The organism is Mesorhizobium sp. BHscii (genome assembly GCF_053848065.1).
The window spans coordinates 1-25583 of the sequence record NZ_JBSPKW010000013.1; the positions used below are offsets into that span (position 1 = coordinate 1).

Below are 25583 nucleotides of genomic sequence, written 5' to 3' on the forward strand. Positions count from 1 at the left end.
GGCCGTTCGAGTGTCGCTCACGCGGCTCTCTTGAATTTCGCAGAGGGCAGATCTAGAAGCGAAACGCTTCATCGCCAGCGGCGCACCGCCCTCGTTGGAGAGGCGTATATGGGAAGCATCGGTTTCGTGTCAAGCACCTTTTGGTGAAAGAACCTGCTAATTCCATTGCCGGCCTAATTCCATTGCCGGCTTGGCATCGTGCTGCGTTCCCCGGGTTTCAGCCAGATCGAGCCATGTTGGCTGCAGGGATGGGGTTACGACAGCAATGCTCGTTTTCGGTTAATCCACAGCCTGATGCCGCTGGCGGAAGAGGAGGGATTCGAACCCCCGATGCGGGTGTCCCCGCATAACGACTTAGCAAGCCGCCGCCTTCAGCCGCTCGGCCACTCTTCCATTTGTCAGCTCCACTCTTCCTTTTGCCAGCCGTTGATCAGCTGTGGATAATTTGGAGGCGCCAGCCGGACTCGAACCGGCATACACGGAGTTGCAATCCGCTGGATAGCCGTTTTCCCACGGCGCCTTGACGCTTCGCTTATAAGGGACGCCACCTCTTGCATCGCTTGACGGACAATGATTGGTGGAGGGAGTAGGATTCGAACCTACGAACTCTTAAGAGGGCAGTTTTACAGACTGCTGCCATTAACCGCTCGGCCACCCCTCCGAATATCCAAGGTCTGCCGCTGGCGGAGGGGGAGGGATTTGAACCCCCGAGGCCCTTGCAGGCCTACCCGCTTTCGAGGCGGGCGCATTCAACCAGGCTCTGCCACCCCTCCATATTGGTGCAGCCTCATTTTGGTGCGGACGGCGAGATTCGAACTCGCAACGGGAATACCCGGCCGGGTTTAGGCCGGCTGCGTCTACCGATTCCGCCACGTCCGCCCGCCACGTCCGCAAGTGCTTTTCCAGCTTCGCGCCGCGTTCGCAAAGATCGCGAACCGGGATGGTCGGAGTGGCAGGATTCGAACCTGCGGCCCCCTCGTCCCAAACGAGGTGCGCTACCAGGCTGCGCTACACTGCGGCTCTCCGAGCCCATAGGCCGAGCCGTACGCGTCTGCCGGTTCTCGCCACGAGATGCTTGAGACCAGATCCCCTGTAAGCCGGGTTCTGTCGAGGGCTGCCATTCCTCTTGGACGCCTGTCGCCAGGCGCCTCCTTGCCCGCCACCAAAGCCCTCCCCGACACAGGTCACAGGGCACTTCTTGCGGTTGCTTCCCCCACCCTGTCGCCCGTTTCACCCGTCCCGACTGGGACGGCTCGTCTCTGTTGCCGTGACTCGCCTCGCGGCGGGCAGGCATTACCTGCTGGGGTGTGTCGGCGAAGCCCGGACTTTCCTCGCTCCACGACATTCGTCGCTCAGTGCGTGGCGGCCCGGAGATCTGGTCTCTTCTGGTGGACCGGCTGGACCGCCATGATCCCAACGTTCTCACCAAGAAAATTTGAGCCGCACAGGGCCAGAGTAAACTATCCCCATGCGGCGGACCGTCTCCGGTCCTGCCAGTTTATATGGGAACAAAACGGGAAAGTTCAAGCATCACGCGCCCCATATCCGGCCTGCCAAGGGGCATTCACCGCAAACGGGACCGGAGCCCGAGCGTTCCGGCGGATCTGCCTGTCCGCGCGGCCAAACCGGCTGGAACCATTCGGCCCGGCTGTTAGTTCCATCAGCGAAGAACGGGACCGCCGAGCGAGCGTCGCAGCGCGACAGGCCTGAGGTCCTCAACAAATCTTCCAGGCCAATATCGCTCTACGTCCGCTGGTGCCGTTCTGGGCACGAACAGGGAGATTCCACCATGAAAGTCGCTGAGATAATGACCCCCAACGTCCATCTCGCCAGTCCTGGCGACTCGCTCCAGAAAATCGCGAAACGAATGGCGGTTGATGACGTCGGATTTCTGCCCGTCGGAGAAAACGACCGACTCGTCGGAACAATCACCGACCGTGACATCGTCGTACGTGCCATCGCCGAAGGTAAGGACGGCAACGCGACCGTCCGCGACGTGATGACCAAGGATGTCAAATACTGCTTCGAGGACGAAGATATCGAGCACGTCGTCCAGAACATGGGTGATATCCAGGTCAGGCGGTTGCCTGTCCTCAACCGCGGCAAGCGCCTGGTGGGTGTGGTCTCGCTCGCGGACGCGGCGCTGAAGGAAGATCCGGCAACCGTCGGAATCGCGATGTCCGGCGTGGTCGTACCCGGCGGCGCACACGCGACATAAGCGCTCTGCCCGGCAGGCGAGATCGGACTGAGTTCAGCGGCCCGCATTAGCATCGGGCCCAAAGTGGGTACCGGTTTGGGGACACCCGATGCTCAAACAAAAAGAGGAGCGGCGGCACGAGTCGGTTTGAAATGGCCTCTAGCGTTGTCGCGTCTCAAAGAGCCCAAAGCGACGGCTCGACCGAGCCCTAGCCACACCTTCCCGCCCAGATGCCGGGAGCGTCGATGACGCCCCCGGGCTGCACTAGTATTTTGCACGTTTCCGCTTGCGCTCTTGCCGTGGCTCAGAGCTACGATTGGGCGATGTCAGTTCGGTGCCCCAGTTCAAAGTGCGAGCAGTGGCCGTCGCCAGCGATCCAGAGGCGCTTCAGGGATTCCTGCTGGAGGGAGTTGGCCTGTTCATGACCAACCATGTGCGCGTCAAGTCGGACGTTGCCGCCGGAAGACTGGTTCGTGTCCTGCCCGAGTGGGCGGGGCCCGAACCAACGCTCTATGCGATCCGGCCTGGAGGCCGCGTTCAGCCCCCCAAAGTTAAAGCATTCTTGGACTTTCTCATTCCGCGGCTCGATTTGAAGATGATTGATAGCAAAGCGAGCCACATCTGAAGCCGATCCTACGCACCACCCCTTTTGGCGGCAGCCGGCTGATCCGGTTTTGACCGAGCGTAGCCCCTATCAACGTTACACCGATTTAATGTGCAAGCGAGCGGGAGAATTGCCATAAAGCTTTGATATCGACGAGTCATCCTGCCGGTCGGAGTGCGCCGTCGCGTCTACTTCACCTTGGGAACCGTAGGCGGTATATTTGCCAACCGGAGCGCCGATGGCCACCTGGAAACAGATCGTTTTTGCACTTGTGATCCTCGTCGCGGCTGCGGCCGCCTGGGTTCGCTTTTTTCCAGGCGCGCCGGATGTGCTGGCGCGCTGGGGCATCGACTGGGCTTATGCCGCAACGCCACCAACGGGCGCCGTCGATAACGCCGGGCAAGCAGGCAGCAGCAACGCCGCCGGTCAGCGGGTGACTATCGTCGCATTGCCGGCAGCCGCCGCCATCATCAACGATCGCCTGCAGGCGATCGGCACCGGCCGCGCCAACGCCTCGGTGACGGTCAATCCCTACAGTTCCGGCCGCCTCGTCGAATTCCTGGTCGAGTCCGGCGCCCATGTCGAAAAGGGGCAGGTGATCGCCACCCTCGATTCCGACACCGAGGTGATCGCACAGGACCGCGCCCAAGTTGCTTTGCAGGACGCGCAGGCCAAGCTCGACCGGGTCAAATCGCTGCGGGCTTCCAACGCTGCGACAGCGGTCGCCGTTGCCGATGCCGAAGTGGTGCTGGCCAATGCCAAGCTGGCGCTTCGCGATGCGGAACTGGCCTTGCAGCGCCGCTCGATCGTCGCGCCGATTGCCGGCGTCGTCGGCATCCTGCCGATTGCCGCCGGCAACTATGTGACCAGCCAGTCGGCGGTCGCCACCCTCGACGACCGCTCCAGCATACTGGTCGAATTCTGGGTCCCGGAGCGCTTCGCCGCCGCCGTCAAGATCGGCGCGCAATTGTCGGCAACGCCGATCGCCAATCCCAACAAAGCCTATACCGGTACGGTTTCCGCTATCGACAACCACATCGATGAAGCCAGCCGTACCCTTCTGGTCAAGGCAAAGATCGCCAACCCGGCCGATTCGCTGCGTGCCGGCATGTCCTTCCAGATCTCCATGAAATTCCCCGGCGACAGCTATCCGGCGGTCAGTCCGCTGGCGATCCAGTGGGGTTCGGACGGTGCCTATATCTGGGCCATCGTGGACGGCAAGGCCAAGCGGGTGGCCGTGCGCATCATCCAGCGCAACACCGAGACTGTGCTGATCGACGCCCCGATCGTCAGCGGCGACATGGTGGTGACCGAAGGCACCCAGAGCGTCAGCGAAGGCAGCGCGGTCCGCATCGCCGGCGAAGAACAGCGCGCCGCGGACGCCGACGGCTGATGACCGCAACCAACAACGCCGCCAGCGATACAGGCTTCACCGCACTGTTCATCCGCAGGCCGGTGATGGCCTTGGTCTTGAACACGCTGATCGCGGTCGCCGGCCTTGCTGCCTTCTACGGTGTCGAAGTCCGCGAACTGCCGGATGTCGATCGCGCCGTTGTCACCGTTAACACGACCTTTGAAGGCGCTGCGGCCGAGACCGTCGACCGCGAATTGACCGACGTGATTGAGGGCGCGGTCGCCCGCGTCTCCGGTGTGAAGACGATCTCGTCCACCTCGTCCTTCGGCACGAGTCGCGTCACCATCGAGTTCAACGACGGCGTCGACCTCGACGTCGCCGCCTCCGATGTGCGCGATGGCGTTGGCCGCGTCGTCGACCAGATGCCGGACACGGCGGATGCGCCGCGCATCGTCAAGGCCGACGCCAATTCCGACCCGGTGATGCGGCTGGCTGTCACCTCCGACACCATGTCGGTGCAGGACATGACGGTGCTGGTCCAGGACCAGATCGAGGACGAGCTTGCCGCCGTGCCCGGCGTTGCCGACGTCCAGGTCTATGGCGACCGCGACAAGATCTTCCGTATCGATGTCGACCAGAACAAACTTGCCAGCCTGGGCTTCACCGTCGCCGACCTGAGGACAGCGCTGGCTTCGGTCGCTTTCGATTCGCCGGCCGGCTCGATCACCACGACCAACCAGGACCTGATCGTGCGTCCGACGGCGGACGTGACCACGCCGGAGGAATTCGAAAACATCATCATCGGCGGCACGACCCGCATCCGCGACGTCGCCACCGTCACGCTCGGCCCCGATATCGGCCAGACCACGTTGCGTTCGAACGGCAAGACCGGCATCGGTCTCGGCATCATCCGCCAGGCGGAATCGAACACGCTGGATATTTCGACCGGCGTCAGGGCCGCGGTCGCCGCGCTGCAGGCCGATCTGCCTCAGGGCATGTCGATCAAGGTCACCAGCGACGATGCGGTCTTCGTCAACGGCGCGGTGCATGAGGTCGAGATCGCACTCGGCCTGTCCGTCTCCATCGTGCTGATCGTCATCTACGTGTTTCTCCTCGACTGGCGCGCGACGCTCATTCCGGGGCTTGCGATGCCGGTCGCCATGATCGGGACGATCGCCGCCATCTATCTCGCCGGCTTCTCGGTCAACATATTGACGCTGCTTGCCCTGGTGCTGGCGACGGGCCTGGTCGTCGACGACGCCATCGTCGTTCTGGAAAACATCGTGCGACGACGCAACGAAGGTATGGGGCCACGCGCCGCAGCCGTGCTTGGTGCCCAGGAAGTGTTCTTCGCCGTCATCGCCACGACGTTGACGCTGGTCGCAGTCTTCGTGCCGATTTCCTTCCTGCCCGGCCAGACCGGCGGCCTGTTCCGCGAATTCGGCTTCGTTCTCGCCATATCGGTGCTTCTGTCCGCCGTCGTGGCGCTGACGCTTTGTCCGATGCTTGCCTCACGCATGCTGTCGGCCGCGCCGCTTCACCACGAAGGCGGCAGCGGCATCGGCGCCCGCATCGGCGGTGCGCTGAACACGCTCTACCGGCGATGCCTGCGCACCTGCCTCGACGCGCCGTGGATCGTACTCCTGGTCGCGCTGCTGTTTGCAGCCACCGCCTTCACGCTGTTCGGCACGATTCGCCAGGAACTGACGCCGACCGAGGATCGTGCCGTCGTGCTTATGCGCGTCGACGCGCCGCAAGGCGTCAGCCTCGATTACACGACCGAGCAGATGCAGAAGATCGAAAAACTGATCCAGCCGCTGCGCGATTCCGGCGAAATCCGCAATACGTTCGAGAGCGCCGGCCGGAACGGCGCCTACAATGCCGGCTTCATGGTGATGACGCTGGCGGCGTGGGACGAGCGCGACCGCAGCCAGCAGCAGATCATGGCCGATATCAGCCGGCTCACCCGGCAGGTGCCGAGCGTGCGCGTCTTTCCGATGCAGCCCAACAGCCTCGGCATTCGCGGCGCCGGCAGCGGCCTGCAGTTCGCGCTGGTTGGCAACAATCGCGCAGCGCTCAGCGACGCTGCGGTGAAGATCATCGCCGAGATGCGGAAGGATGCCCGCTTCCAGTCGCCCCGGCTCTCCGTCGACCCGACGCAACCCCAGCTTTCGGTGGCCATCGACCGCGAGCGCGCTTCCGACCTCGGCATCGACATCACCGGGCTTGCCGATACTTTCCAGGCCATGCTCGACGGCAATGATGTCGTCGACGTCTACATCGCCGACCGCAGCTACGGGGTGAAGCTCGTCTCGACGACCAACCCAATCAACGATCCGACCGACCTGGAGAACATCTTCCTGAAGACGGCCGACGGCCGCTTCGTGCCGATGTCGACCATCGCCACCTTGACCGAGCGCGCCGTGCCGCCCTCGCTGACCCGCGAGCAGCAGCAGCCGTCGGTGGCGATCACCTCCAATCTCAGCGGCGATTTCGCGCTCGGCCAGGCGCTCACCCGCGCCGAGGCAATCGCCACGCCGCTCCTGCCGCCGGGCAGCCGCATCGTCCCCTTGGCCGAGGCGGCGACGCTGGGCGAGACCAACAGCGCCATGATCACCATCTTCGGCTTCTCGCTGGTCATTATCCTTTTGGTGCTCGCCGCTCAGTTCGAGAGCTTCGTCAGTGCGGTCATCATCATGGCGACGGTGCCGCTCGGTCTTGCCTGCGCGATCTTTGCCCTTTTGCTCAGCGGCACCAGCCTCAACGCCTACAGCCAGATCGGCTTGGTGCTGCTGGTCGGCGTCATGGCCAAGAACGGCATCCTGATCGTCGAGTTCGCCAATCAGTTGCGCGACCGCGGGCTCGGCGTCCGCGAGGCGATCGAGCAGGCCTCGACCATCCGGCTGCGGCCGGTGATGATGACGATGATCTGCACCGTACTCGGCGGCGTGCCGCTGGTGCTGGCGAGCGGCGCCGGCGCCGAGGCGCGCATCGCGCTCGGCTGGGTGATCGTCGGCGGGCTGGGTCTGGCCACCGTCTCGACGCTATTCCTGACGCCGGTCGCCTATCTCCTGCTCGGCCGCTTCGTGACGCCGAAGGTGGAAGAGGCATCGCGGCTGAAGCGCGAGCTCGAGGAAGCCGCCTACACCAATGTCGAGCCGGCTGAGTAGGCCCTTCCGTTTTGCAGAGAGGATGCCGTTTAACTAATTGCCTGTGAAATCCGGCAGTCGAAAATATGGATTTCTCGGATCAAAGGGATACTTTGGTTCACCCTTGCCAGTTGAAACGGCACCCGCGATCAGCACCCCCTTCGGTCCAAATTGATAGTCGATGCCGGCGCAAAGGTGGGCGAGATCCTGGTAGTTAAAACTACGCAGCGCATTACCACCTTCGAATGCGGCTGCTTTGAGTTGCTCAGGCGTGAGCGGCTCAATCATCCTATCGCGATAGGCTTTGACCTTGGCCTTATTGAGCTTGGACCACTGGCATTCGGCACCGATAACTCGCGCCAGCATGATATTTCTAACTGCGGTCGCGGCTGGATCATCCAAAGTGATCGAATATTTCTTGAGAAAATAATTCGTACTCGGGTCGTTAGTCATCGACTTGCGCCAAAAGGGCGGGAACTTGTCTGCGGCCTGGCGAAAATTGTACTTGCCATCGACACAAGGACAACCCCGACAAACCGCTGTAACCACATGGACGTAACCTCGAGCTATTCTGATTAGGGCCTTATAGACACCGTGCCATTCGGCTTGCCCAGTTCGGTAGGCACGCGCCCCATCGCGTCGGCCAGCGGGCACGACCGCTGTCACGTGGTCCGGGACTTTACCCGCGGCAGGGATGATCGTACTTCGGTTAGCCTTGTCAACGCGAGCCTTTTGCTGGGCGAGGCAAGGGCGCGCGGAGGAATTGCGATGAGCTATCTGGATGAGCTGTTTTCGGTGGCCGGCAAGACCGCGCTGGTGACCGGGGCTGCGACCGGCATCGGCCGCATGGCGGCGACCGCTTTGGTCAGGGCCGGTGCTACCGTGATGATCGCCTCGCGCAAGGGCGAGGATTGCATCAGGGTCGCCGGCGAACTGAACGGCCTCGGCGGCTCCGGCCGAGCCGAGGGCTTTGCCGGCGATGTCTCCAGCGAGGTTGGCATCGCGGCGCTGGTTGCCCAGGTCAAGGCACGGACCGAACGGCTGAATATCCTGGTCAACAATGCCGGCGTTTCCTGGGGCGCGCCGCTGGAGAGCTTCCCCTATCATGCCTGGGCCAAGGTGTTCGGCGTCAACGTCGCAGCAGTCTTCCATCTGACGCGCGAGCTCCTGCCGCTGCTCGACGCCGCCGCCAGCGATGCCGATCCGGCCCGGGTGATCAATCTGGGTTCGGTGATGGGTACGCAGCCGCTGGCGGACGACGCCTATTCATACTCTGCCTCGAAAGCCGCGGTTCACCACCTGACACGCACCTTGGCGATCGAGTTTGCCGCCCGCCACATAACCGTCAACGCTTTCGCCCCCGGCCCCTTCCAGAGCCGGATGACCGCCTTTGCCACCGCGACCGAGGACCAGGCCAAGCATGTCGGCGGCCATGTTCCGATCGGCCGTATCGGCGCGCCGGATGACATTGCCGGCGCAACGCTCTATTTGTGCAGCCGAGCCGGCAGCTATGTCACCGGCGCCATCCTGCCGATCGATGGCGGGCAGTCGGTGCAGCATGGGCTGACACTGTTCAAGGAATGAAGCCGCTCGCGTTCCGGACGGTTGAAATGGAGGACATCAGCGTGGAACCGATCAGTCTCGATGTGCTTCTGGCCAGCGTCGGCAAGGAAGTCGGCGTGTCGCCGTGGCGGGTCGTTTCGCAACGCATGATCGACCAGTTCGCCGATGCCACGGACGACCACCAGTTCATCCATTGCGATCCGGAGCGCGCCAAGCGCGAGACGCCGTTCGGCGGCACCATCGCGCATGGCTTCCTGTCGCTTTCGCTTCTGTCGGCGATGACCTTCGAGACCATGCCGCCGCTCGAAAACAGCAAGATGGGCGTCAACCATGGCTTCGATTCGCTGCGCTTCCTGGCGCCTGTGAAGACCGGCGCGCGCATCCGCACCCGTTTCGTGCTGGCCGACGTCAAGGTCAGGCCGTCGGGCTGGGTGCAGACGGCGCATGATGTGACCATCGAGATCGAGGGTTCGAAAAAGCCGGCATTGACCGCGCGCTGGCTGACGCTGACATTGATCGAGCGCCAGCCGGAAGCGGCCTGAACGGCTCAACGAGCCTCGGCGGAGATGATCTTCATGTGCCGGCCGACCTAGGGGTATCGCCAATCGGAGCGCCGCGACGCCGATTTTGCCAATGCTTGATTTGACAACGCTTTGTCCGTTTCCGTACCGCGTATATAAATTAGCCAGCCACTAACAGCCGCTAACAGAAGGCAGGCGAAAATTGCCGCTCAGCGTCCAGACACGCCGCGAGAAACAAAAGGCCGAACTGCGCTCCGAACTTGTCGATGCAGCGCACAAGCTCGTGCAGGAGGAAGGCTATGAAGGCCTCACCATCCGCAAGCTGGCCAAGCGCGTCGGCTATGCGCCAATGTCGGTCTATTCCTATTTCGCCGACAAGCAGGACATCTTGTTCGCGCTGGCCGAGGATGCGTTCGAGACCCTGGCAAAGCGTATCGAGGATCACCCGGCCGACGATCCGATCGAGGCGCTGCAAGTCGTGATGACCGAATACGCGGCCTTCGGCCTTGGCAACCCCAACGAGTATCGCACGATATTCATGACCGAAAAGGTCAAGCCGCCGGAAGGCAGGACCTTCGCCGAAATGCAAGAGGGCAACCCTTTGATGAAAGTGCTGATCAATAGGGTCGAGGCCTGCGTTGCCGCCGGCAAGCTGAAGGGCGACCCGCGCGCCATTGCCACCATGCTGTGGGCGGTTGGCCACGGCACGATCTCGCTGCTGATTACGTTTCCTTTCTATCCGTTCGGCGACCAGCAGGCGTTCGTGAAACGGATGTGCGACTTCACGCTTTCCGCGCTGGCCACCCAGGACGTGCCCCCGCTGACCGAGACGCCGGCCAACTGCTGAAGGGTTCCTTCGGTTTCGGACAGCTTTGTGTGTGCGGCACGGGTGAACGGCACCGCGTGTGCAACTCGTCGCGTGCTGGCGCGGCGCGATTCCCAACATCCACATAAAACCTTTTTAGTACATGTACGACTTCTGACTTGAACCCCGCGACTGTCGGGCGTATGTGTACGCTACATCGTACATGTACGGAAAAGATTCAGCGGTTGAACCGGAGACAGACAATGAAAAAGGCGATCTTCGCCCTCGTGGCCGTCCTGGCATTCTCGAGCGCTGCCTTCGCCGGCCAGCCCGGCAAGCCGGCCGCAGCCTGCGCCGACACCAACGTCAAGCTCGATTGCGGCGCGACCGGGTCGGTCGAAAAGACAGGCCCGGCGACCCCCAAGGGCTCGACTGAAAACAAGGATCCGCGGCTCGGCATCGACATCGATCCGTGGATCGTGCCCAGCACGTTCTGAGGTTCGAAAACAAATGGGTGGTAGGAAATCCTGACCGCCCGCTTTCGGGGCCATTTTCAGCCAGACTCCGCCGGACGGAAGTTATTTCCTGCGCTTCTTCATTCCGGCCACGATCTTGGCCTTGCCGGGCCTTGCGGGAGCGCCGGAAATCGAAGTCCCGGTGATCGACACCGGATCGCTGGCCGGAAACGTATCCTCGAGGCCTTCCTCGAGTTCCTCTTCAATATTTGAGCCTTCATGCGGCTCGTGTTCGAGAGAGCGAACGGCCGACGTCTTCTGGACTGGTGGATTCGGCGCTGATTTCGACGGCATCGACATCTCCCTCGACTTGCTCCGGCTCCGGCAAACGGTCGGGCGCAGCGAACGTTATGCCGCTGCGTCGCGGGCCGCCTCCAACAGGAAAGTAAAGACATAATCGGAAAAGGAACGCCAGCATTCAACGCGGAACGCGTCGGACGCGGTGCGCAACAGCACGATTTCGACCTTACCGAGAATGGTGCGCGACGCCGCGCCTACCGGAAAGGCGTCGAGCGACAAATCCTGCGGACAGCCTGAATTGATCGTCGCCGCCGCTGCCGGGCCGGTGACCGATATGGCAACGTTGCGATGCGAGATGCCGACCGCCGAATGCAGTACTGTCACCTCGGCGCAGTCGGCGAGCGGGTCTTTTCCCACCTCATCGATGACCAGCCATTCGTCCGGCCCAAGCCACAAGGCCGTGCGCCCGGCCTTTGCCGCCGAGGTTTTGGGTTTTTGCGGCAGGGTTACGCCGAGCGCCTTCGAAAGCGCCGCGACCGAGGCGTCCGGCGCACGCAGCGAAATGCGCTCTGCCGGTGGCAACACGGCAAGCGTGACGCCGGTTGCGGAAAGCTCCTGACCGGCGAGAGCCGGGCGGCGTTCGACTGACGGCGCAGCGGCGGCAGATTTCTTCGCGGCAGCCTTAGCCATTGAGGCGCTCCCCCTTCTCGTCGAAGAACACCATGCCGGTGACCTCCACCTCGATCGTCGCGTTGGGCATCGGCACGTAAAGCGTCTCACCCATCCGGTCGCGGCCGCCGGCAACCAGGGCCAGCGCGATCGAGCGGCCGCAATTTTCCGACCAGTAGCTGGAGGTGACATGGCCGATCATGGTCATCGGGATCGCCTGCTTCGGATCGCCGACGATTTGCGCGCCTTCTTCCAGCACCACCTTAGGATCCTTGGTCTTCAGGCCGACCAGTTGCTTGCGGCCGTTGGCGACAAGGTCCGGCCGCACCATGCCGCGAATGCCGACGAAATCGGTCTTCTTCTTGCCGACTGCCCAATCGAGACCGGCATCGTTAGGCGTTACCGTGCCGTCGGTGTCCTGGCCGACGATGATGTAGCCCTTTTCGGCACGCAGCACGTGCATCGCCTCGGTGCCGTAGGCACAGGCGCCATGCTTCTGGCCCTCGGCCCATAGCGCTTCCCAGACGGCCTGGCCGTAGTCGGCCGGCACGTTGACCTCGAAGCCGCGTTCGCCGGTGAACGACATCCGGAACAGCCTTGTCGGCACGCCGCAAATCCTGCCTTCGCGCACCGACATATGCGGCAGCGCCTCGTCCGACATGTCGATGCCTTCGACCAGCGGCCCGATGATGTCCCGAGACTTCGGTCCTTGCACGGCGATCACCGCCCACTGTTCGGTGATCGACGTCAGCCAGACATTGAGATGCGGGAACTCGGTCTGGAGGTAATCCTCCATATGGTTCATGACACGCGGCGCACCGCCCGTCGTCGTCGTCACATGGAAACGGTCGGGTGCAAGCCTGCCAACGACACCGTCGTCATAGATGAAACCGTCCTCGCGCAGCATGATGCCATAGCGGCAGCGGCCGGGCTCCAGTTTCTCCCACGGATTGGTGTAGAGCAGTTCCATGAACTTCGCCGCATCCGGCCCGACCACCTCGATCTTGCCCAGCGTCGAGGCGTCGAACAGGCCGGCCGTCTTGCGCACCGTGACACACTCACGATCGACAGCGGCGTGCATGTCCTCGCCCGACTTTGGAAAATACCAGGCGCGCTTCCACTGGCCGACATCCTCGAACACGGCACCTTGGCGCTCGGCCCAGGGGTGGATCGCCGTCTTGCGAGTCGGGTCGAAGAGCGGACCCCGCGCATGGCCGACGATCGAGCCGAAGGTCACCGGCGTGTAGGGCGCCCGGAACGTCGTCAGGCCGACTTGCGGGATCGGCTTGCCGAGCGTCTCGGCGGCGATTGCCAGACCGTGCATGTTCGAGGTCTTGCCCTGGTCGGTCGCCATGCCGTTGGTGGTGAAGCGCTTGACGTGCTCGATCGAGCGCATGCCTTCATGCACCGCCTGGCGGATGTCCTTGGCGGTGACGTCGTTCTGGAAATCGACAAAGGCCTTGACCGTCGTATCCGCCCCGGCGCCGGGCGCCGCACCCAGCATGCCGCGCGACCAGCTCTCGCTGGCGTCGACCTTCGGCCTGTTTCCCTTGGCGGTGTTGGCGCCGACATCCTTCGCCGCCTTGGCGCCCGCCGCATAGGCCTCGTCGATCGTCGCCGATAGCCCGTCCGTGCCGTTGCAGGCGCCGACGGAGACGCAGTCCTGCGCATAGGCGCCGGGCACGAAGCGCTTGATCTCGTCGTTGAAGGCAACCTTGCCGCGCGACTGCGAGAACAGATGCACCGACGGTGTCCAGCCGGCCGACATCAGGATCGCGTCAACGGGGATGGTACGTTCGCCGCCGCCATTCTTCGGCTGCACGGTCATCGATGAGACGCGCAATTTGCCGCCGGCGCGGATCACCGCGCGGCCGAAATTGACCTCGATGCCGAGCGCCCTCGCCTCGTCGATCACCGGCCCGGTCGGATTGTCGCGCAGGTCGACGATCGCCGCCACGCCGACACCGGCCTTCTTCAGGTCGATCGCCGCCGCATAGGCGGAATCATTGGCCGTATAGACGCCGACATTCCTGCCGACCGTGACGCCATAATGGTTGAGATAGGTGCGCGCCGCCGACGCCAGCATGATGCCGGGCCGGTCGTTGTCGGCAAACACCATATGCCGCTCGATGGCGCCGGTCGCCAGCACCACGCGCTTGGCACGGACCTGCCACAGCCGCTCGCGCGGCAGGTCGCGGCCGGGGTTCTGCAAATGGTCGCTGACGCGCTCGACCAGCCCGACGAAATTCTGCGCGTAATAGCCAAAGGCCGTGGTGCGGGACAGCACACGGACGTTGTCCATCGTCTTGAGCTTCGCGACCGCACTCTGCGCCCAGGCAAAGCCGTCCTGGCCATCGATCTTCGCGCCGCTCTCGAAATGCAGGCTGCCGCCGAACTCCGCCTGCTCGTCGACAAGGATGACGTGCACACCGGTCTCGGCCGCCGCCAGTGCTGCGGCAATGCCGGCCGCACCGCCACCCAGCACCAATACGTCGCAATGGGCGAAGCGCGCCGAATAATGGTCGGGGTCCGGCTGGTCGGGGGCGACGCCGAGCCCGGCCGCAGCACGGATCTTGGGCTCGTAGAAGTTTTTCCAGGCGGACTTCGGCCACATAAAGGTCTTGTAGTAGAAGCCCGCCGAAAGCAGCGGCGAGGCAATGTCGCCGAGCGCACTGACGTCGAAGGAAAGCGACGGCCAGCGGTTCTGTGACTGTGCCGCCAGCCCGTCATAAAGCTCCTGCACGGTGGCACGGACATTTGGTGTCTTCCTGGCGGAGTCGCGCTTGATCTCAACCAGCGCGTTGGGCTCTTCCGCCCCGGCGGACAGAAAGCCGCGCGGCCGGTGGTATTTGAACGAGCGGCCGACCAGATGGACGCCGTTGGCGAGCAGCGCCGAGGCCAGCGTATCGCCCTCAACACCGGCATAAGATTGGCCGTCGAAGCTGAAGCTGGTAGTCTCTGCCTGCCTGAGGCGTCCGGCGCCGGGAATGCGGAACGCTGCGATCATTTGGAGGCTCCCGGCAGCTTCGCCGGCTTGGGCTCGCCGGCCTTGTAGGTCAACAGGAAGCTGTCGCTGACGGTGTCGCGCACGGCGTTGAAGAACCGCGCACAGCCATGCATGTGCCGCCAGCGCTCATAGATGATGCCTTTGGGATTCGAGCGGATGAAGAAGAACTTTTCGAAGTCGTCATCGCTCTCGCCGGCCATGTTAGCCGAACGCGCAATATGCGCCTCGCCGGCGTTGCGGAATTCGAGTTCCGGACGCTCTTCCTCGCAATAGGGGCAGCGGATGAGAAGCATGGTTGTTCCTACAATTCGCCGGGGCCGACGCGGGCGCCGGCCGGTTGATCGCAAAGCCAGTGACCCAACATCACGAAGCGGGCCTTCATCAGTGTGCCACCGCCGCCGCCGCCGCCTCGTCGATCAGGCGGCCGGTGCGGAAGCGCTCGATGGTGAAGGGGGCGTTGATCGGGTGCGGATCGTCTTTTGCGATGGTGTGGGCAAAGACATGGCCCGAGCCGGGCGTTGCCTTGAAGCCGCCCGTGCCCCAGCCGCAATTGACATAGAGGCCGGGCACCGGCGTTTTGGCCAGGATCGGCGAGCGATCGGGCGTCACGTCGACGATGCCGCCCCAGCTCCGCAGCATCTTCATGCGCGTGAACATCGGGAACATCTCGCAGATGGCGTCGAGCGTGTGCTGGAGGATATGCAGGCCGCCGGTCTGCGAATAGGAGACATACTGGTCAGTGCCGGCGCCAATGACCAGCTCGCCCTTGTCGGACTGCGAGATATAGGCGTGCACGGTGTTCGACATCACCACGCAGGGAAATACCGGCTTGACCGGCTCGGACACCAGCGCCTGCAGCGGATAGCTTTCCAGCGGCATGCGCACGCCGGCCATGTTCATGATGACGGACGAATGGCCGGCGGCCACCACGCCCACCTTCCTGGCGCCGATGAAGCCGCGCGTCGTCTCGACGCCGGTGACCGCACCGTTCGGCGCCCGCTTGACCCCGGTGACCTCGCAATTCTGGATGATGTGGACGCCGCGCGCCGAAGCGCCGCGCGCATAGCCCCAGGCGACGGCATCGTGGCGGGCGGTGCCGCCGCGACGCTGCAGGGTCGCGCCCATCACCGGATAGCGGGCGTCGCGCGAAATGTTGAGCGGCGGGCAGAATTCCTTCGCTGCTTCCGGCGTCAGCCATTCATTGTCGATGCCGTTCAGACGGTTGGCATGGACGTGGCGTTTCAGCACCTGGATGTCATGGACATTATGGGCCAGCATCATGACGCCGCGCGGCGAATACATGACGTTGTAGTTGAGCTCCTGGCTGAGCCCGTCCCACAGTTTCAGCGCGTGGTCGTAGATGCCGGCGCTCTCGTCATAGAGATAGTTGGAGCGGATGATGGTGGTGTTGCGGCCGGTATTGCCGCCGCCGAGCCAGCCCTTTTCCAGCACCGCGACATTGGTGATGCCGTGCACCGTGGCGAGATAGTAGGCGGTGGCCAGGCCATGGCCGCCGGCGCCGACGATGATGACGTCGTACTCCTTCTTCGGCTCTGGCGAGGACCACTGTTCCTCCCAGCCCTTGTGGCCGCGCATGGCCTCGCGGGCGATGGCGAATACCGAGTATTTCTTCAACGTTCCAGCCTCGCAGATAGCGGCCGGGCATCCAATCGAGCGCCGGCGCGCGAGGTGTATCACTAGCGAAACAGCGCTGCCACCCTTGCGCTGTTTGCGACGGCGCTTGCCGTTTTGCGCCGTGCCTTCAACGGCCGCTGTTCTGAGCTTCGCCTTTTGACGGTTCAGCCGGAGCACGCTTCAGGATGGACGGCCCAATTGCATAGGTCGGCCGCAGATAACCTTGGCGGCAATCGGCAGCGATTTTACGGATTTCCGCATCATCCGACTGCTCCGCCATGGCCACGAAGCGCTCGATGATCACCTCGCGCGGCCTGATGGCCACTGCCGCAGCAAAGCGCCGCAACACCGCATCCGGATGCGCGAGCAACCGCGGCAGGTCCTTGGCGCTCGGCATGAAATAGTGACCATAAGCGTTGACCAGTGTCTTGAAAGCCGAGCCCGGACGCAGCGCAGCTGCATTTTCCACCGCAAGCCTTAGCTGCCAGCGCTCCGCAAGGCAGATGAACTGGACGACCTTCCACCGCACGCCGGCATGTTCTTCATCAAGCCGCAGCATGACACGGCCGAGAATGGCTCCATCTGCCGGCGTCGTGCATCCCAGAAGCGCCTCGATTGCGTCGAACCTGATCCGCACAACTTTGCTGTCGAGCAGATCGGCGATCTCCGCGACAACGCAATTCATGTTGAAGCTTAGCCTGGGGCTGATCTCGGCCACCAAAAAAGCGGCGGCGGCCTGAGTATGAAGGTTGCCGGACGTCAGCAGCGGCCGAAGGTTTTCAAGGGGAAAGCCTTTGTGAAATTCCGATTGAAGAGCGAACGTCAACTCGCTGTCGCCCTCATAGCCGGGCTCCAGCAACTTGCTCATCATGTCTTGGGGGGTCATTGGAATGGGTGGCGCGTCCACCCGCAATGTTGAATGACGGCTTTGGTAGCTTGGCGTCCGCCCGGCGTCAAGAAATCTTGACAGATGCCTTCGCACGTATCGGGTGGCTCGCCCTGCCCCGGACTGCGATCACCATCCCGATTGCCGGCGACGCTGGCGCGAAGAAAGGGATGAAAACAATGCTCGCACTCGCTAACAAGGTCGCCATCGTCACTGGCGCCAGTTCCGGCATCGGCCACGCCACGGCAAAGCTCTTTGCCGAGGAAGGCGCCAAGGTGGTCGTCGCTGCCCGTCGCCAGGCAGAGCTGGACGCGCTCGTCACTGAAATCGAGGAGGCCGATGGCACGGCCATTGCTCTTGCCGGCGACGTCCGCGACGAGGCCTATGCCAAGGCCCTTGTCGATCTTGCGGTGGGCCGGTTCGGCGGGCTGGATATCGCCTTCAACAACGCCGGCTCGGTCGGCAAGATGGGTTCGATTTCGGGGTTGTCGCTGGAGGGCTGGCGAGAGACGCTTGACACCAACCTGACCAGCGCATTTCTCGGCGCGAAACATCAGGTGCCGGCGATGGTCGATCGCGGCGGCGGATCGCTGATCTTCACCTCTACCTTCGTCGGCCATACCGTCGGCATGCCCGGCATGACCAGTTACGCCGCAAGCAAGGCCGGGCTGATCGGATTGACGCAGGTGCTTGCCGCCGAATACGGCGCGATAGGCGTACGGGTCAACGCGCTGCTGCCGGGCGGCACCGATACGCCTTCGGCAACATTCAAGACACCTGAATCGCGAGCCTTCGTCGAAAACCTGCATGCCTTGAAGCGCGTGGCGGAGCCCGAAGAGATCGCCCGCTCGGCGCTCTATCTTGCTTCCGACGCATCGAGCTTCACCACCGGAACCGCGCTGTTTGCCGATGGCGGTGTTTCGATCAGCCGGACGTGAGGCGTTTTCCCGTCGGCGAACAATGGAACGCGGCATGTTGCAAAACCGGCCTTGCTTTCTTGGCGCGATTTAGCGATTGCGTTTTCTGTTCGAAGAATGCTGTCGAAGACGGGCCTAAAACATGCTGCTGATCAGGACCTACATCGCTGCTAGCACAATCGAGGGTGTCGGCGTATTCGCCGCCGAGCCGATCAGGAAGGGAGCGTCGATCTGGCAGCTCGATCCTGACTTCGACCGGTTGATCCCGACGGAAAAATATAAGGCCGCGCCGCCGCATCTCAGGGAATTGCTCGACAGATATGCCTATCCAAGCCCGGACCGGCCCGGATTCATGGTCTATGAAGTCGACAATGGGCGCTTCATGAACCATTCCGAAAGGCCGAACACCGATTTTTCGCAATATGGCGGGGCAACCGCGATCCGCGACATTGCGGCGGGCGAAGAAATAACGTGCGACTACGGCGAATTCTTCGAGGATTTCGAGCGGCTTCATCTGGCCACGGCGAGAGCCTGTCGCCAATTGCTCTGTTGCGAATCAAACGACCCGGAGCGATGATCGGCTCCGGGCCATGTTTCCAACCCCAGCTTAGTTCCGGTGGGCGTGCGGCTCGTCGGTGTGGCGGCCGTCATATTGTAGGTCCAACTCGCGAATCGCCTCCTTGCCTTTCTTCGGATCGACAAGCCTAAGAAGCGCGTCGATCTTGGCCTCCATCCGGTCGGTACTCTCCTTCGATTGCGGCGAACCGACGAAGAGCAGGAACGCCAGGCCGCCGACCTGCCAGAGCAGTTGCAGGAATTCGGACTGCCAGTTCTCAAGCGTGTCGCGGCTCATCTCGATCAGATAGCCGCCGAATTCGGGCGGTTGGCCGAGCGCTTGCTGCTCGTCGAGATAGGCGAACCAGCCGAAAACCCAGTGACCGACGATCGAGATGATGAAGAAGCCGAGGGTAATCCAGGCATAACTGTAGGCCCGCCACACCGAAGGCGGCGTCATCTTGGCCGCCGGCCTGTTCTCCTCATCGTTTGGCATTGTCGCTGTCCGACTCCGAGCGAGCCAGGAACTGCTCCGTAGTCGCGGGCAGCTTGTTTTTCAGCCACTCGGCCATCGCCTCCTCCTCACGCAGGTTTTGTTCGCAGGCCCGGGCGACTTCTGTTTCGCCAAGGGATTCGGCGGCTGCGATGAGGATCGTGTATGAGGCGATTTCCATATGTTCGAATGTGTAGCTCGCGAGTGAGCCTTTCATCACCTCGTCGCCGGCGAAGACGCCGCTTAGGGACTGCGCCATGGCCAACAGCTTGCCGCCCGCGTCCTTCAGCGTGGACGTATCTTCGCCCAATTGTTCCAGGCAGGTTCTGAGGCGTGCGGCTTGCCCTTTCGTCTCGTCGACGTGCAGGTTAATGCGCTCACGGAGTTCGGGATAACTCTCCAGCCGGCTCAGCTGGCCGTTCAGCATGGTTTCGGCCTGCTCCTCCATCGCATGCGCGTCCCTGAGCCACTGGACGAGCCATTCACGGGTCTCTGACATCGGTTTTCTCCTGTGTTTGCCTATGCGAAACAACCATGGGGAACGAGGTTTGTTCCTTCGTTGATAGAGCCAGGCTGACCGTTTGTCGGATTGGGCAGCAGGATTATAGGTGGCGGAGAAAACGCCAACAATCGCTCATCGGTGCGGAGAGCCCCCCGAACAGGCGAATCTACTACCAGAGGTCGTAATTCCTTGCTTTCTGACGGCAGTTATGCTATTGATTTGCACGTGGTGCTGATTTGCGCCGACGACCCGCCGCCGAGGCGGGTTTTTCGTTTCGCCAGTGGACAGAGCGGCACGATTCTGCTATCAGCCGCCACAATTCGTGGTGTAGACCGCCGCGGAGGCAAGCGACTATGGCCACTTGCCTGTTGTTAACAAACCCGAAAGACAGGATTGCCCGTGCAGGTACTCGTCCGCGACAACAATGTTGATCAGGCGCTTCGCGCGCTCAAGAAAAAGATGCAGCGCGAAGGCATCTTCCGCGAAATGAAGATGCGCGGACATTATGAGAAGCCTTCCGAGAAGCGCGCCCGCGAAAAGGCGGAAGCCGTTCGCCGCGCCCGCAAGCTGGCCCGCAAGCGCGCCCAGCGCGAGGGTCTGCTGCCGATGACGCCGCGTCCGGTGGCGGCTGGTGCTGCTGGTGCAGGTGCTCCGCGTCCGCCGCGGTTCTGACGCCAATTTTTCGTCCTTTTCGAAGGATACCCAGGGTGGCGCGATGCGTAATCGCCGCCACCTTTTTGTTGAATTCGACCAGTTCGGAGAGGGCCGGTTCGGAGACGGAACAGACCTGACGGCGCGGCGGGCAGTGAGGACAGAGCAGATATGAACGCAACAAGCGTGGAGCGCAGAACCGCAATGCGCGGCTTCGCCCTGACGGCAGCCCTGCTTTCCGGCTTGGCGCTCGCCGGCTGCCAGACAGCCCCGACCGGCGAATTCACCAACATCGACAAGGCACAAGGGTCGGCCGAGAACATCTCCTCGCTGTCGGCGGTTATCCAGCGCAGTCCCCAGGATCCCGAAGGCTACAATGTGCGCGGCTCCGCCTATGGCCGCGGCGGCCAGTATCAGGCGGCGCTCAAGGACTTCGACACCGCCATCCAGCTCAATCCGAATTTCTACCAGGCCTATTCGAACCGCGCTCTCATCCAGCGCTTCCTCGGCGACCAGGCGGCCGCGCTTGCCGACTACAACCGCTCGATCCAGATCAATCCCGACTATGACGCCGCCTATATCGGCCGCGGCAACCTCTACCGCAAAGCCGGCCGCATCCAGGAAGCTTTCAACGATTTCCAGAAGGCGATCCAACTCGACACGACAGACGCCCGCGCCTACCACAATCGCGGCCTGATCTACCAGAGCCAGGGCCAGCACGCTTTCGCCATCGAGGATTTCTCGACCGCCATCTCGCTGGCGCCGGACGCCGCCGACCCCTACAATGGCCGCGGCCTCTCCTACCTCGCCATGAACGACGAGGACAATGCCTTCGCCGACATCAACATGGCGATCAAGCTCGACGGCAAGAATGCCGAGGCCTGGTCCAACCAGGCGCTGATCTACGAGCGGCGCGGCGACAAGGCCAAGGCGGCAAAATCCTACCGCGAGGCAGTGCGCCTCAACCCCACCTACCAGCCGGCCAAGGACGGCCTGGCGCGCACCAGCACCGGCTGACCGACGGCAGCGTTGGGCCTGATATGGCAGGCCTGCCGTTTGGCATGGCTTCGAAACCTTCAATGACTGTGCATTGACCCCCGCCTTGATCGCGCCAAGTTTTCGGCGGAACGCTCGGGATGTTCAGCCGTTGTTCAAGGCTATTCGCGAAAAGGACCCCTCCCATGATCAAGAAACTCGCCTGTGCCGCCGCCCTCGCCGCCACGGTGCTCGCTGCCCCTGCCAGCGCGGGCAGACTGGAGCTCGGCGTGCTCGACTGCACCATCGACGGCGGCACCGGCTACATCGTCACATCCAACAAGGGCGTGGCCTGCACCTTTCGCCCTCATCATGGCGGTCCCCCCGAAGCCTATACCGGGGTCATTTCCAAGCTCGGCGTCGACGTCGGCAGGACGCACCAGGGCGAATTGATATGGGCGGTTCTGGCGGCCACCCGCGACAGTAATTCCGGCGATCTTGCCGGCAGCTATTATGGCGTCAACGCCGAGGCCAGCCTGGTGACTGGCGGCGGCGCCAACCTTCTGGTCGGCGGACTGAACAGCGCGTTCTCCCTGCAGCCTCTGAACGTACAGGCGCAGACCGGTGTCAACCTGGCAGTCGCCGTCACGTCACTGGAGCTGATCCACTCGTTCAAATAAGCGTGCCATAGCGAGGCTCTGCGGCGCGGAACAGGATTGGACTGTTCCGCGCCGCATGATTTTTGGAAAACCGCCATGCCAAGGATGATCATCGCTGACGCCATGATCGCCAATCTTCGATCACCCTGACTTCCCGCCAGCATCTCGGCGCACCCGCAAAAACCGCTTGAACTCAACTGCGGTTGAGGTTTTACAACCCGCCCCCGAAGCGCCGCGTGCTTGTTGGAATCGAAGAGCGCTCCACCATTTTTAATCGGCGTATAAGGAAGTTTAGGAGGGCGGGGTGACGGAAACCAGCACAAACAGGGTCGACTGGCGCGCGCTGTGGGCGAGCGGCGATCTGGCGCGCTTCTGCTTCATCAGCCTCGGCATCCTGCTGCACGCCACCAACGAAACCATGGTGGCAACGGTGATGCCAGCTATGGTCGGCGAACTCGCCGGCGTTCAGCTTGTCGGCTGGTCGCTGGCGATCTACGAGCTCGGCGCCATCGTCGCAGGCGCTGCCGCCGGACGGCTGGTGTGCTATGTCGCGCTGCGCACCAACATGATAGTCGCCGCCCTGCTCTATGCCGCCGGCGCCCTGGTCTGCGCCATCGCGCCCTCCATGCCGCTGTTCCTGGCCGGGCGCTTGATCGAGGGTTTTGGCGGCGGCGCGCTGGTGTCGCTGGCCTTCGTCTCGGTCGAGCGACTGTTTCCACGTGCCATCTGGCCGCAGCTTTTCGGCGTCATGTCGGCGATCTGGGGCGTCGCCGCCTTCAGCGGACCGGTGCTCGGTGCGTTGATGACCGAGCTGCTCTCCTGGCGTTGGGCTTTCGGCGTCTTCACGGTCGGCGGCACGGCCATGGCGCTGGCGAGCTTTATCGTGCTCGACACGCCTGAGGCAACCAGGCCACAGGCGATCACTGGAACGGCGCCGCCCTTCCCCTTTGCCTCGCTCGGCTGCTTGGCCGTCAGCGTCGTGCTGATTGCCACGGCTGGGGTCGACATTGCCCTGCTGCGTTCCTCTCTACTGCTGGTCCTCGGACTGATCGGGCTTGCGCTGTTCATCCTCATCGACGCGCTGAAGCCGGGCTCGCGGCTGTTTCCGTCGCGGCTGTTCTCATGGCGCACGCCGCTCGGCGCAGGCATGACCATGGTCGCCGCCTTTTCGGTGGCGACCTGTTCCTTCGCCGTCTACGGGCCGCTGCTTCTGACCAGCCTGCACGGCATTCCGATCCTGACCACCGGCTATATCATCGCCGCCGAATCGATCGCCTGGTCGATCCTGTCGATCCTCGTCGCCAATGCGCCGCCGGAACGCGAGAGGCTGATCATCACCGGCGGCGCACTGATGATAGCGGCCGGCATCGCCGGCTTCGCCTACGCCGTGCCGGCGGGTTCGATTCCGCTGATCCTGTTTTGCGCCTTGCTGCAGGGCGGCGGCTTCGGCATTGCCTGGCCCTTCGTCACACGCGTGATCGTGGCATCGGCTAGGGATGGTGAGCAGACGATCGCCTCCGCCGCCGTGCCGACCATGCAGCGCATTGGCTATGCGGTGGGTGCCGCACTGACCGGCATCGTCGCCAATGCCAGCGGTTTTTCCGAAGGCCTGAACCGTGAGGCGGCGGCAAATGTCGCCACCTGGCTGTTTCTCGCCTTCGTGCCACTCGGGATTCTGGGATGCCTCGCCGCCCTCAGGATCTCGGGACCGGCAGCCCGGCCACAGGAAGCGACGAGCTAGACAGTAATCGTCTTAAGCCGTTCGGCGATCAAGGCGGCGAGCCGCGTCGCCACCTCGTCCTTGCTCATCTCAGGCCATTCCTCGACACCGGCCTTCGAGACAATCCGCACTCGGTTGCGATCGCCGCCCATCACCCCGCTTTCGGGGGACACGTCGTTGGCGACGATGAAATCGGCGCCCTTCTTCCTGAGCTTGGCCTCGGCGTTCCTGACCAGATCCTGCGTCTCGGCGGCAAAGCCGACGACCAGGCTGGGCCGCTTCCTGTGATGACCGACACCGGCAAGAATATCAGGGTTTTCGATCATCTGCAGCGCCGGCGGCCCCTCGCCCGCCACCTTCTTGATCTTCTCGCCGGCCGAAGTCTCGCTGCGCCAGTCGGCGACCGCCGCGACGAACACCGCCGCGTCGGCCGGCAGCAGCTGTTCGACCGCTTCCCTCATCTGGTTCGCGGTTTCGACATGCAGCGTGGTGACGTCAGCCGGATCGGCAATACCGACCGGACCGGAGACGAGGTGCACATCGGCGCCCAGCCTAGCCAGCGCCGCCGCGATGGCATGGCCCTGCTTGCCGGACGAGCGATTGGCGATGTAGCGCACCGGGTCGATCGGCTCATGCGTCGGACCTGAGGTGACGATGATCTTTCTGCCTGCGAGCGGCTTCGGACTGATATCGAGCAGCGCCTCGATCGCGGCGACGATCTCCAGCGGCTCGGCCATGCGGCCTTCGCCCGCCTCGTTGCTCTCGGCCATCTCGCCCTTCGCCGGGCCGACGAATGCGACGGCGTCCTTCTGCAACGTCGCTCGGTTGCGCCGGGTCGCCGGATGCGACCACATTTTCGGGTTCATGGCGGGCGCCATCAGCACCGGCTTGTCGGTCGCAATGAGCACGGTGGAGGCAAGATCGTTGGCGTGGCCGTTGGCAAGCTTCGCCATCAGGTCGGCGGTGGCCGGCGCCACGACCACAAGGTCGGCCTCGCGCGACAGGCGGATGTGGCCGACATCGTGTTCGTCATTGCGGTCGAACAATTCGGTGAAGACGTGGTCGGCAGAGAGGGCCCCGGCCGACAGTGTGGTGACGAATTCCTGCGCTGCAGCGGTCATCACCACCCGCACGGCGGCGCCCCGCTCACGCAGCCGGCGGATTAGGTCGAGCGCCTTGTAGGCGGCGATGCCACCGCCGATGATGAGCAGGATGCGCTTGCCGGAGAGGGTCATGCCCGAGGCCAGCTCTTTGTCCAATGTCATGCCGGCCTCAGAGCCGGTTCGATATCGGTATGGATGAAATCATTGCCCTTGAAAAGCAGCGGGAGGTTTCGCGTCTTGGCCAAGGCGTAGGCGAAGCAGTCGCCCATGTTGAGATCAGCACGATGGCGAGATCCACGACCATAACGAGAGTAGGCAAGCCGTGCGACTTCAAGCTGCGCCAAATCAAAAGGAACTACTGTCAACTCAAGACGGTCGATAAGCATTTGGAACTCGCTAGCGTTGACGCTACCGCTTGATCGGCTCGCTACACAATGCGCCTCCAGCAGCGTCGCAGTGCTTATCAGTGCAGCAGGTGAGGTTCCGAAAATATCGACGAACGCAGCCGCATCCGGCTCTGCGCCAATGATTGCGATCAATGCCGACGTATCGACTGCGACTGTCACAGAAGTCCCTCGTCCCACATATGATCAGTGAGCGCCTTGAGGTCAAAAGGACGTTCCAACTTCCGTCCGAGCGCCAAAATTTCTTCACGTGACGCCTTCAGCCGCCACGCCCCATTCTCAAGCTTGGTTTTCGGGATCGCCACCTCACGCAAGGCATCCCGCGCTTCCTGCTCCATCGAAACGCCACGCGCGGCAGCGCGCTCGCGAAGCACCTGCTTTACGCTTTCGTCAAGATTGCGGATTGTTATCGTGCTCATGGCTACGCTCCTTGCCCTTAACATAGGCAATAAGCGGCAT

General features: G+C 62.9%; 26 protein-coding genes, 6 tRNA genes and 1 other RNA gene. 14 read left to right on the forward strand and 19 right to left on the reverse strand.

Features of this window, described 5'->3' with window-relative positions; all coding sequences use genetic code 11:
* Nucleotides 1–301 precede the first annotated feature (301 nt).
* From ACWTU7_RS18355 to rnpB, 7 genes are all read right to left on the reverse strand, one after another.
* Nucleotides 302–393: transfer RNA gene (locus ACWTU7_RS18355), tRNA-Ser, on the reverse strand.
* A 53-nt stretch (nucleotides 394–446) separates the two neighbouring features.
* Nucleotides 447–520, reverse strand: a tRNA-Cys gene (locus ACWTU7_RS18360).
* A 55-nt stretch (nucleotides 521–575) separates the two neighbouring features.
* A tRNA-Tyr gene (locus ACWTU7_RS18365) sits at nucleotides 576–661 on the reverse strand.
* 20 nt (nucleotides 662–681) lie between these two features.
* Nucleotides 682–773: transfer RNA gene (locus ACWTU7_RS18370), tRNA-Ser, on the reverse strand.
* Between the two features lie 20 nt (nucleotides 774–793).
* Nucleotides 794–879, reverse strand: a tRNA-Leu gene (locus tag ACWTU7_RS18375).
* Between the two features lie 62 nt (nucleotides 880–941).
* Nucleotides 942–1018: transfer RNA gene (locus ACWTU7_RS18380), tRNA-Pro, on the reverse strand.
* A 59-nt stretch (nucleotides 1019–1077) separates the two neighbouring features.
* Nucleotides 1078–1379, reverse strand: an RNA gene (rnpB, locus tag ACWTU7_RS18385) — RNase P RNA component class A.
* Between the two features lie 410 nt (nucleotides 1380–1789).
* On the opposite strand from rnpB, the gene ACWTU7_RS18390 reads away from it, so the two are divergent.
* The 4 genes from ACWTU7_RS18390 (at nucleotide 1790) to ACWTU7_RS18405 (ending at nucleotide 7325) form a co-directional block, all read left to right on the forward strand.
* A complete protein-coding gene (locus ACWTU7_RS18390; RefSeq protein WP_455839450.1) occupies nucleotides 1790–2218 on the forward strand; it encodes a CBS domain-containing protein in 429 nt (142 codons plus the stop codon).
* A 295-nt stretch (nucleotides 2219–2513) separates the two neighbouring features.
* Nucleotides 2514–2822, forward strand: a complete 309-nt coding sequence (locus tag ACWTU7_RS18395; RefSeq protein ID WP_455839451.1) for a LysR substrate-binding domain-containing protein — start codon at nucleotides 2514–2516, stop codon at nucleotides 2820–2822.
* Between the two features lie 217 nt (nucleotides 2823–3039).
* On the forward strand, nucleotides 3040–4194 hold the full coding sequence (locus ACWTU7_RS18400) for an efflux RND transporter periplasmic adaptor subunit (RefSeq protein ID WP_455839452.1): 1155 nt from the start codon (nucleotides 3040–3042) through the stop codon (nucleotides 4192–4194).
* Nucleotides 4194–7325, forward strand: coding sequence for an efflux RND transporter permease subunit (locus ACWTU7_RS18405; RefSeq protein WP_455839453.1), 3132 nt, complete (start codon nucleotides 4194–4196; stop codon nucleotides 7323–7325). Before ACWTU7_RS18400 ends, ACWTU7_RS18405 begins: the two co-directional genes overlap by 1 nt.
* Nucleotides 7326–7358: 33 nt before the next feature.
* Here the strand turns inward: ACWTU7_RS18405 and ACWTU7_RS18410 are convergent, their stop codons facing one another.
* Entirely contained in the window at nucleotides 7359–7757 is a 399-nt protein-coding gene (locus ACWTU7_RS18410) for a hypothetical protein (protein WP_455839454.1), read from the reverse strand.
* Nucleotides 7758–8072: 315 nt separating this feature from the next.
* On the opposite strand from ACWTU7_RS18410, the gene ACWTU7_RS18415 reads away from it, so the two are divergent.
* The 4 genes from ACWTU7_RS18415 to ACWTU7_RS18430 all read left to right on the forward strand — a co-directional run bounded on the left by ACWTU7_RS18415 (nucleotide 8073) and on the right by ACWTU7_RS18430 (nucleotide 10690).
* The gene (locus ACWTU7_RS18415; RefSeq protein WP_455839455.1) at nucleotides 8073–8888 is read left to right on the forward strand and encodes an SDR family oxidoreductase; all 816 of its coding nucleotides are present in this window, start codon (nucleotides 8073–8075) and stop codon (nucleotides 8886–8888) included.
* Nucleotides 8889–8914: 26 nt separating this feature from the next.
* Nucleotides 8915–9409: a MaoC family dehydratase gene (locus ACWTU7_RS18420; RefSeq protein ID WP_029348059.1), complete on the forward strand. Its 495-nt coding sequence runs from the start codon at nucleotides 8915–8917 to the stop codon at nucleotides 9407–9409.
* Between the two features lie 181 nt (nucleotides 9410–9590).
* A complete protein-coding gene (locus ACWTU7_RS18425) occupies nucleotides 9591–10235 on the forward strand; it encodes a TetR/AcrR family transcriptional regulator (RefSeq protein ID WP_029348061.1) in 645 nt (214 codons plus the stop codon).
* A gap of 221 nt (nucleotides 10236–10456) precedes the next feature.
* Complete coding sequence (locus ACWTU7_RS18430) at nucleotides 10457–10690, forward strand: DUF680 domain-containing protein (protein ID WP_455839456.1); 234 nt, start codon at nucleotides 10457–10459, stop codon at nucleotides 10688–10690.
* A gap of 81 nt (nucleotides 10691–10771) precedes the next feature.
* On the opposite strand, the gene ACWTU7_RS18435 is transcribed toward ACWTU7_RS18430, so the two are convergent.
* The 6 genes from ACWTU7_RS18435 to ACWTU7_RS18460 all read right to left on the reverse strand — a co-directional run bounded on the left by ACWTU7_RS18435 (nucleotide 10772) and on the right by ACWTU7_RS18460 (nucleotide 17172).
* Complete coding sequence (locus ACWTU7_RS18435) at nucleotides 10772–11002, reverse strand: hypothetical protein (RefSeq protein WP_065011085.1); 231 nt, start codon at nucleotides 11000–11002, stop codon at nucleotides 10772–10774.
* Between the two features lie 54 nt (nucleotides 11003–11056).
* Entirely contained in the window at nucleotides 11057–11638 is a 582-nt protein-coding gene (locus tag ACWTU7_RS18440) for a sarcosine oxidase subunit gamma (RefSeq protein WP_455839457.1), read from the reverse strand.
* A complete protein-coding gene (locus ACWTU7_RS18445) occupies nucleotides 11631–14624 on the reverse strand; it encodes a sarcosine oxidase subunit alpha (RefSeq protein ID WP_455839458.1) in 2994 nt (997 codons plus the stop codon). Before ACWTU7_RS18445 ends, ACWTU7_RS18440 begins: the two co-directional genes overlap by 8 nt.
* Nucleotides 14621–14917: a sarcosine oxidase subunit delta gene (locus ACWTU7_RS18450; RefSeq protein WP_455839459.1), complete on the reverse strand. Its 297-nt coding sequence runs from the start codon at nucleotides 14915–14917 to the stop codon at nucleotides 14621–14623. The genes ACWTU7_RS18445 and ACWTU7_RS18450 overlap by 4 nt, the downstream gene beginning before the upstream one ends.
* Nucleotides 14918–15005: 88 nt before the next feature.
* The gene (locus tag ACWTU7_RS18455; protein WP_128340632.1) at nucleotides 15006–16259 is read right to left on the reverse strand and encodes a sarcosine oxidase subunit beta; all 1254 of its coding nucleotides are present in this window, start codon (nucleotides 16257–16259) and stop codon (nucleotides 15006–15008) included.
* Nucleotides 16260–16386: 127 nt separating this feature from the next.
* Complete coding sequence (locus ACWTU7_RS18460) at nucleotides 16387–17172, reverse strand: hypothetical protein (RefSeq protein WP_455846533.1); 786 nt, start codon at nucleotides 17170–17172, stop codon at nucleotides 16387–16389.
* Nucleotides 17173–17324: 152 nt separating this feature from the next.
* Between ACWTU7_RS18460 and ACWTU7_RS18465 the strand changes: the two genes are divergently transcribed.
* Both ACWTU7_RS18465 and ACWTU7_RS18470 read left to right on the forward strand, forming a co-directional pair.
* Complete coding sequence (locus ACWTU7_RS18465) at nucleotides 17325–18083, forward strand: SDR family oxidoreductase (protein WP_455839461.1); 759 nt, start codon at nucleotides 17325–17327, stop codon at nucleotides 18081–18083.
* Between the two features lie 121 nt (nucleotides 18084–18204).
* The gene (locus tag ACWTU7_RS18470; protein ID WP_455839462.1) at nucleotides 18205–18639 is read left to right on the forward strand and encodes an SET domain-containing protein; all 435 of its coding nucleotides are present in this window, start codon (nucleotides 18205–18207) and stop codon (nucleotides 18637–18639) included.
* Nucleotides 18640–18669: 30 nt separating this feature from the next.
* On the opposite strand, the gene ACWTU7_RS18475 is transcribed toward ACWTU7_RS18470, so the two are convergent.
* Both ACWTU7_RS18475 and ACWTU7_RS18480 read right to left on the reverse strand, forming a co-directional pair.
* Nucleotides 18670–19113: a DUF6766 family protein gene (locus ACWTU7_RS18475; RefSeq protein WP_455839463.1), complete on the reverse strand. Its 444-nt coding sequence runs from the start codon at nucleotides 19111–19113 to the stop codon at nucleotides 18670–18672.
* The gene (locus tag ACWTU7_RS18480) at nucleotides 19100–19609 is read right to left on the reverse strand and encodes a ferritin-like domain-containing protein (protein WP_029348076.1); all 510 of its coding nucleotides are present in this window, start codon (nucleotides 19607–19609) and stop codon (nucleotides 19100–19102) included. Before ACWTU7_RS18480 ends, ACWTU7_RS18475 begins: the two co-directional genes overlap by 14 nt.
* A gap of 402 nt (nucleotides 19610–20011) precedes the next feature.
* Here ACWTU7_RS18480 and rpsU point away from each other — a divergent pair, with 402 nt between their 5' ends.
* From rpsU to ACWTU7_RS18500, 4 genes are all read left to right on the forward strand, one after another.
* Complete coding sequence (rpsU, locus tag ACWTU7_RS18485; RefSeq protein ID WP_023675331.1) at nucleotides 20012–20284, forward strand: 30S ribosomal protein S21; 273 nt, start codon at nucleotides 20012–20014, stop codon at nucleotides 20282–20284.
* Nucleotides 20285–20434: 150 nt separating this feature from the next.
* Nucleotides 20435–21280, forward strand: a complete 846-nt coding sequence (locus ACWTU7_RS18490) for a tetratricopeptide repeat protein (RefSeq protein ID WP_455839464.1) — start codon at nucleotides 20435–20437, stop codon at nucleotides 21278–21280.
* 164 nt (nucleotides 21281–21444) lie between these two features.
* On the forward strand, nucleotides 21445–21918 hold the full coding sequence (locus ACWTU7_RS18495) for a DUF992 domain-containing protein (RefSeq protein WP_455839465.1): 474 nt from the start codon (nucleotides 21445–21447) through the stop codon (nucleotides 21916–21918).
* 283 nt (nucleotides 21919–22201) lie between these two features.
* On the forward strand, nucleotides 22202–23638 hold the full coding sequence (locus tag ACWTU7_RS18500) for an MFS transporter (RefSeq protein WP_455839466.1): 1437 nt from the start codon (nucleotides 22202–22204) through the stop codon (nucleotides 23636–23638).
* Here the strand turns inward: ACWTU7_RS18500 and coaBC are convergent.
* From coaBC to ACWTU7_RS18515, 3 genes are read right to left on the reverse strand one after another with little or no spacing between them, the layout of a single operon-like run.
* Nucleotides 23635–24852 (reverse strand): bifunctional phosphopantothenoylcysteine decarboxylase/phosphopantothenate--cysteine ligase CoaBC, encoded by a 1218-nt coding sequence (gene coaBC / locus ACWTU7_RS18505; protein WP_455839599.1) that lies wholly within the window; start codon nucleotides 24850–24852, stop codon nucleotides 23635–23637. The two genes, ACWTU7_RS18500 and coaBC, sit on opposite strands and share 4 nt — an antisense overlap.
* Nucleotides 24853–24878: 26 nt before the next feature.
* On the reverse strand, nucleotides 24879–25286 hold the full coding sequence (locus tag ACWTU7_RS18510) for a type II toxin-antitoxin system VapC family toxin (RefSeq protein ID WP_455839467.1): 408 nt from the start codon (nucleotides 25284–25286) through the stop codon (nucleotides 24879–24881).
* Nucleotides 25283–25543 (reverse strand): FitA-like ribbon-helix-helix domain-containing protein, encoded by a 261-nt coding sequence (locus ACWTU7_RS18515; RefSeq protein WP_029348087.1) that lies wholly within the window; start codon nucleotides 25541–25543, stop codon nucleotides 25283–25285. Before ACWTU7_RS18515 ends, ACWTU7_RS18510 begins: the two co-directional genes overlap by 4 nt.
* Nucleotides 25544–25583 lie beyond the last annotated feature (40 nt).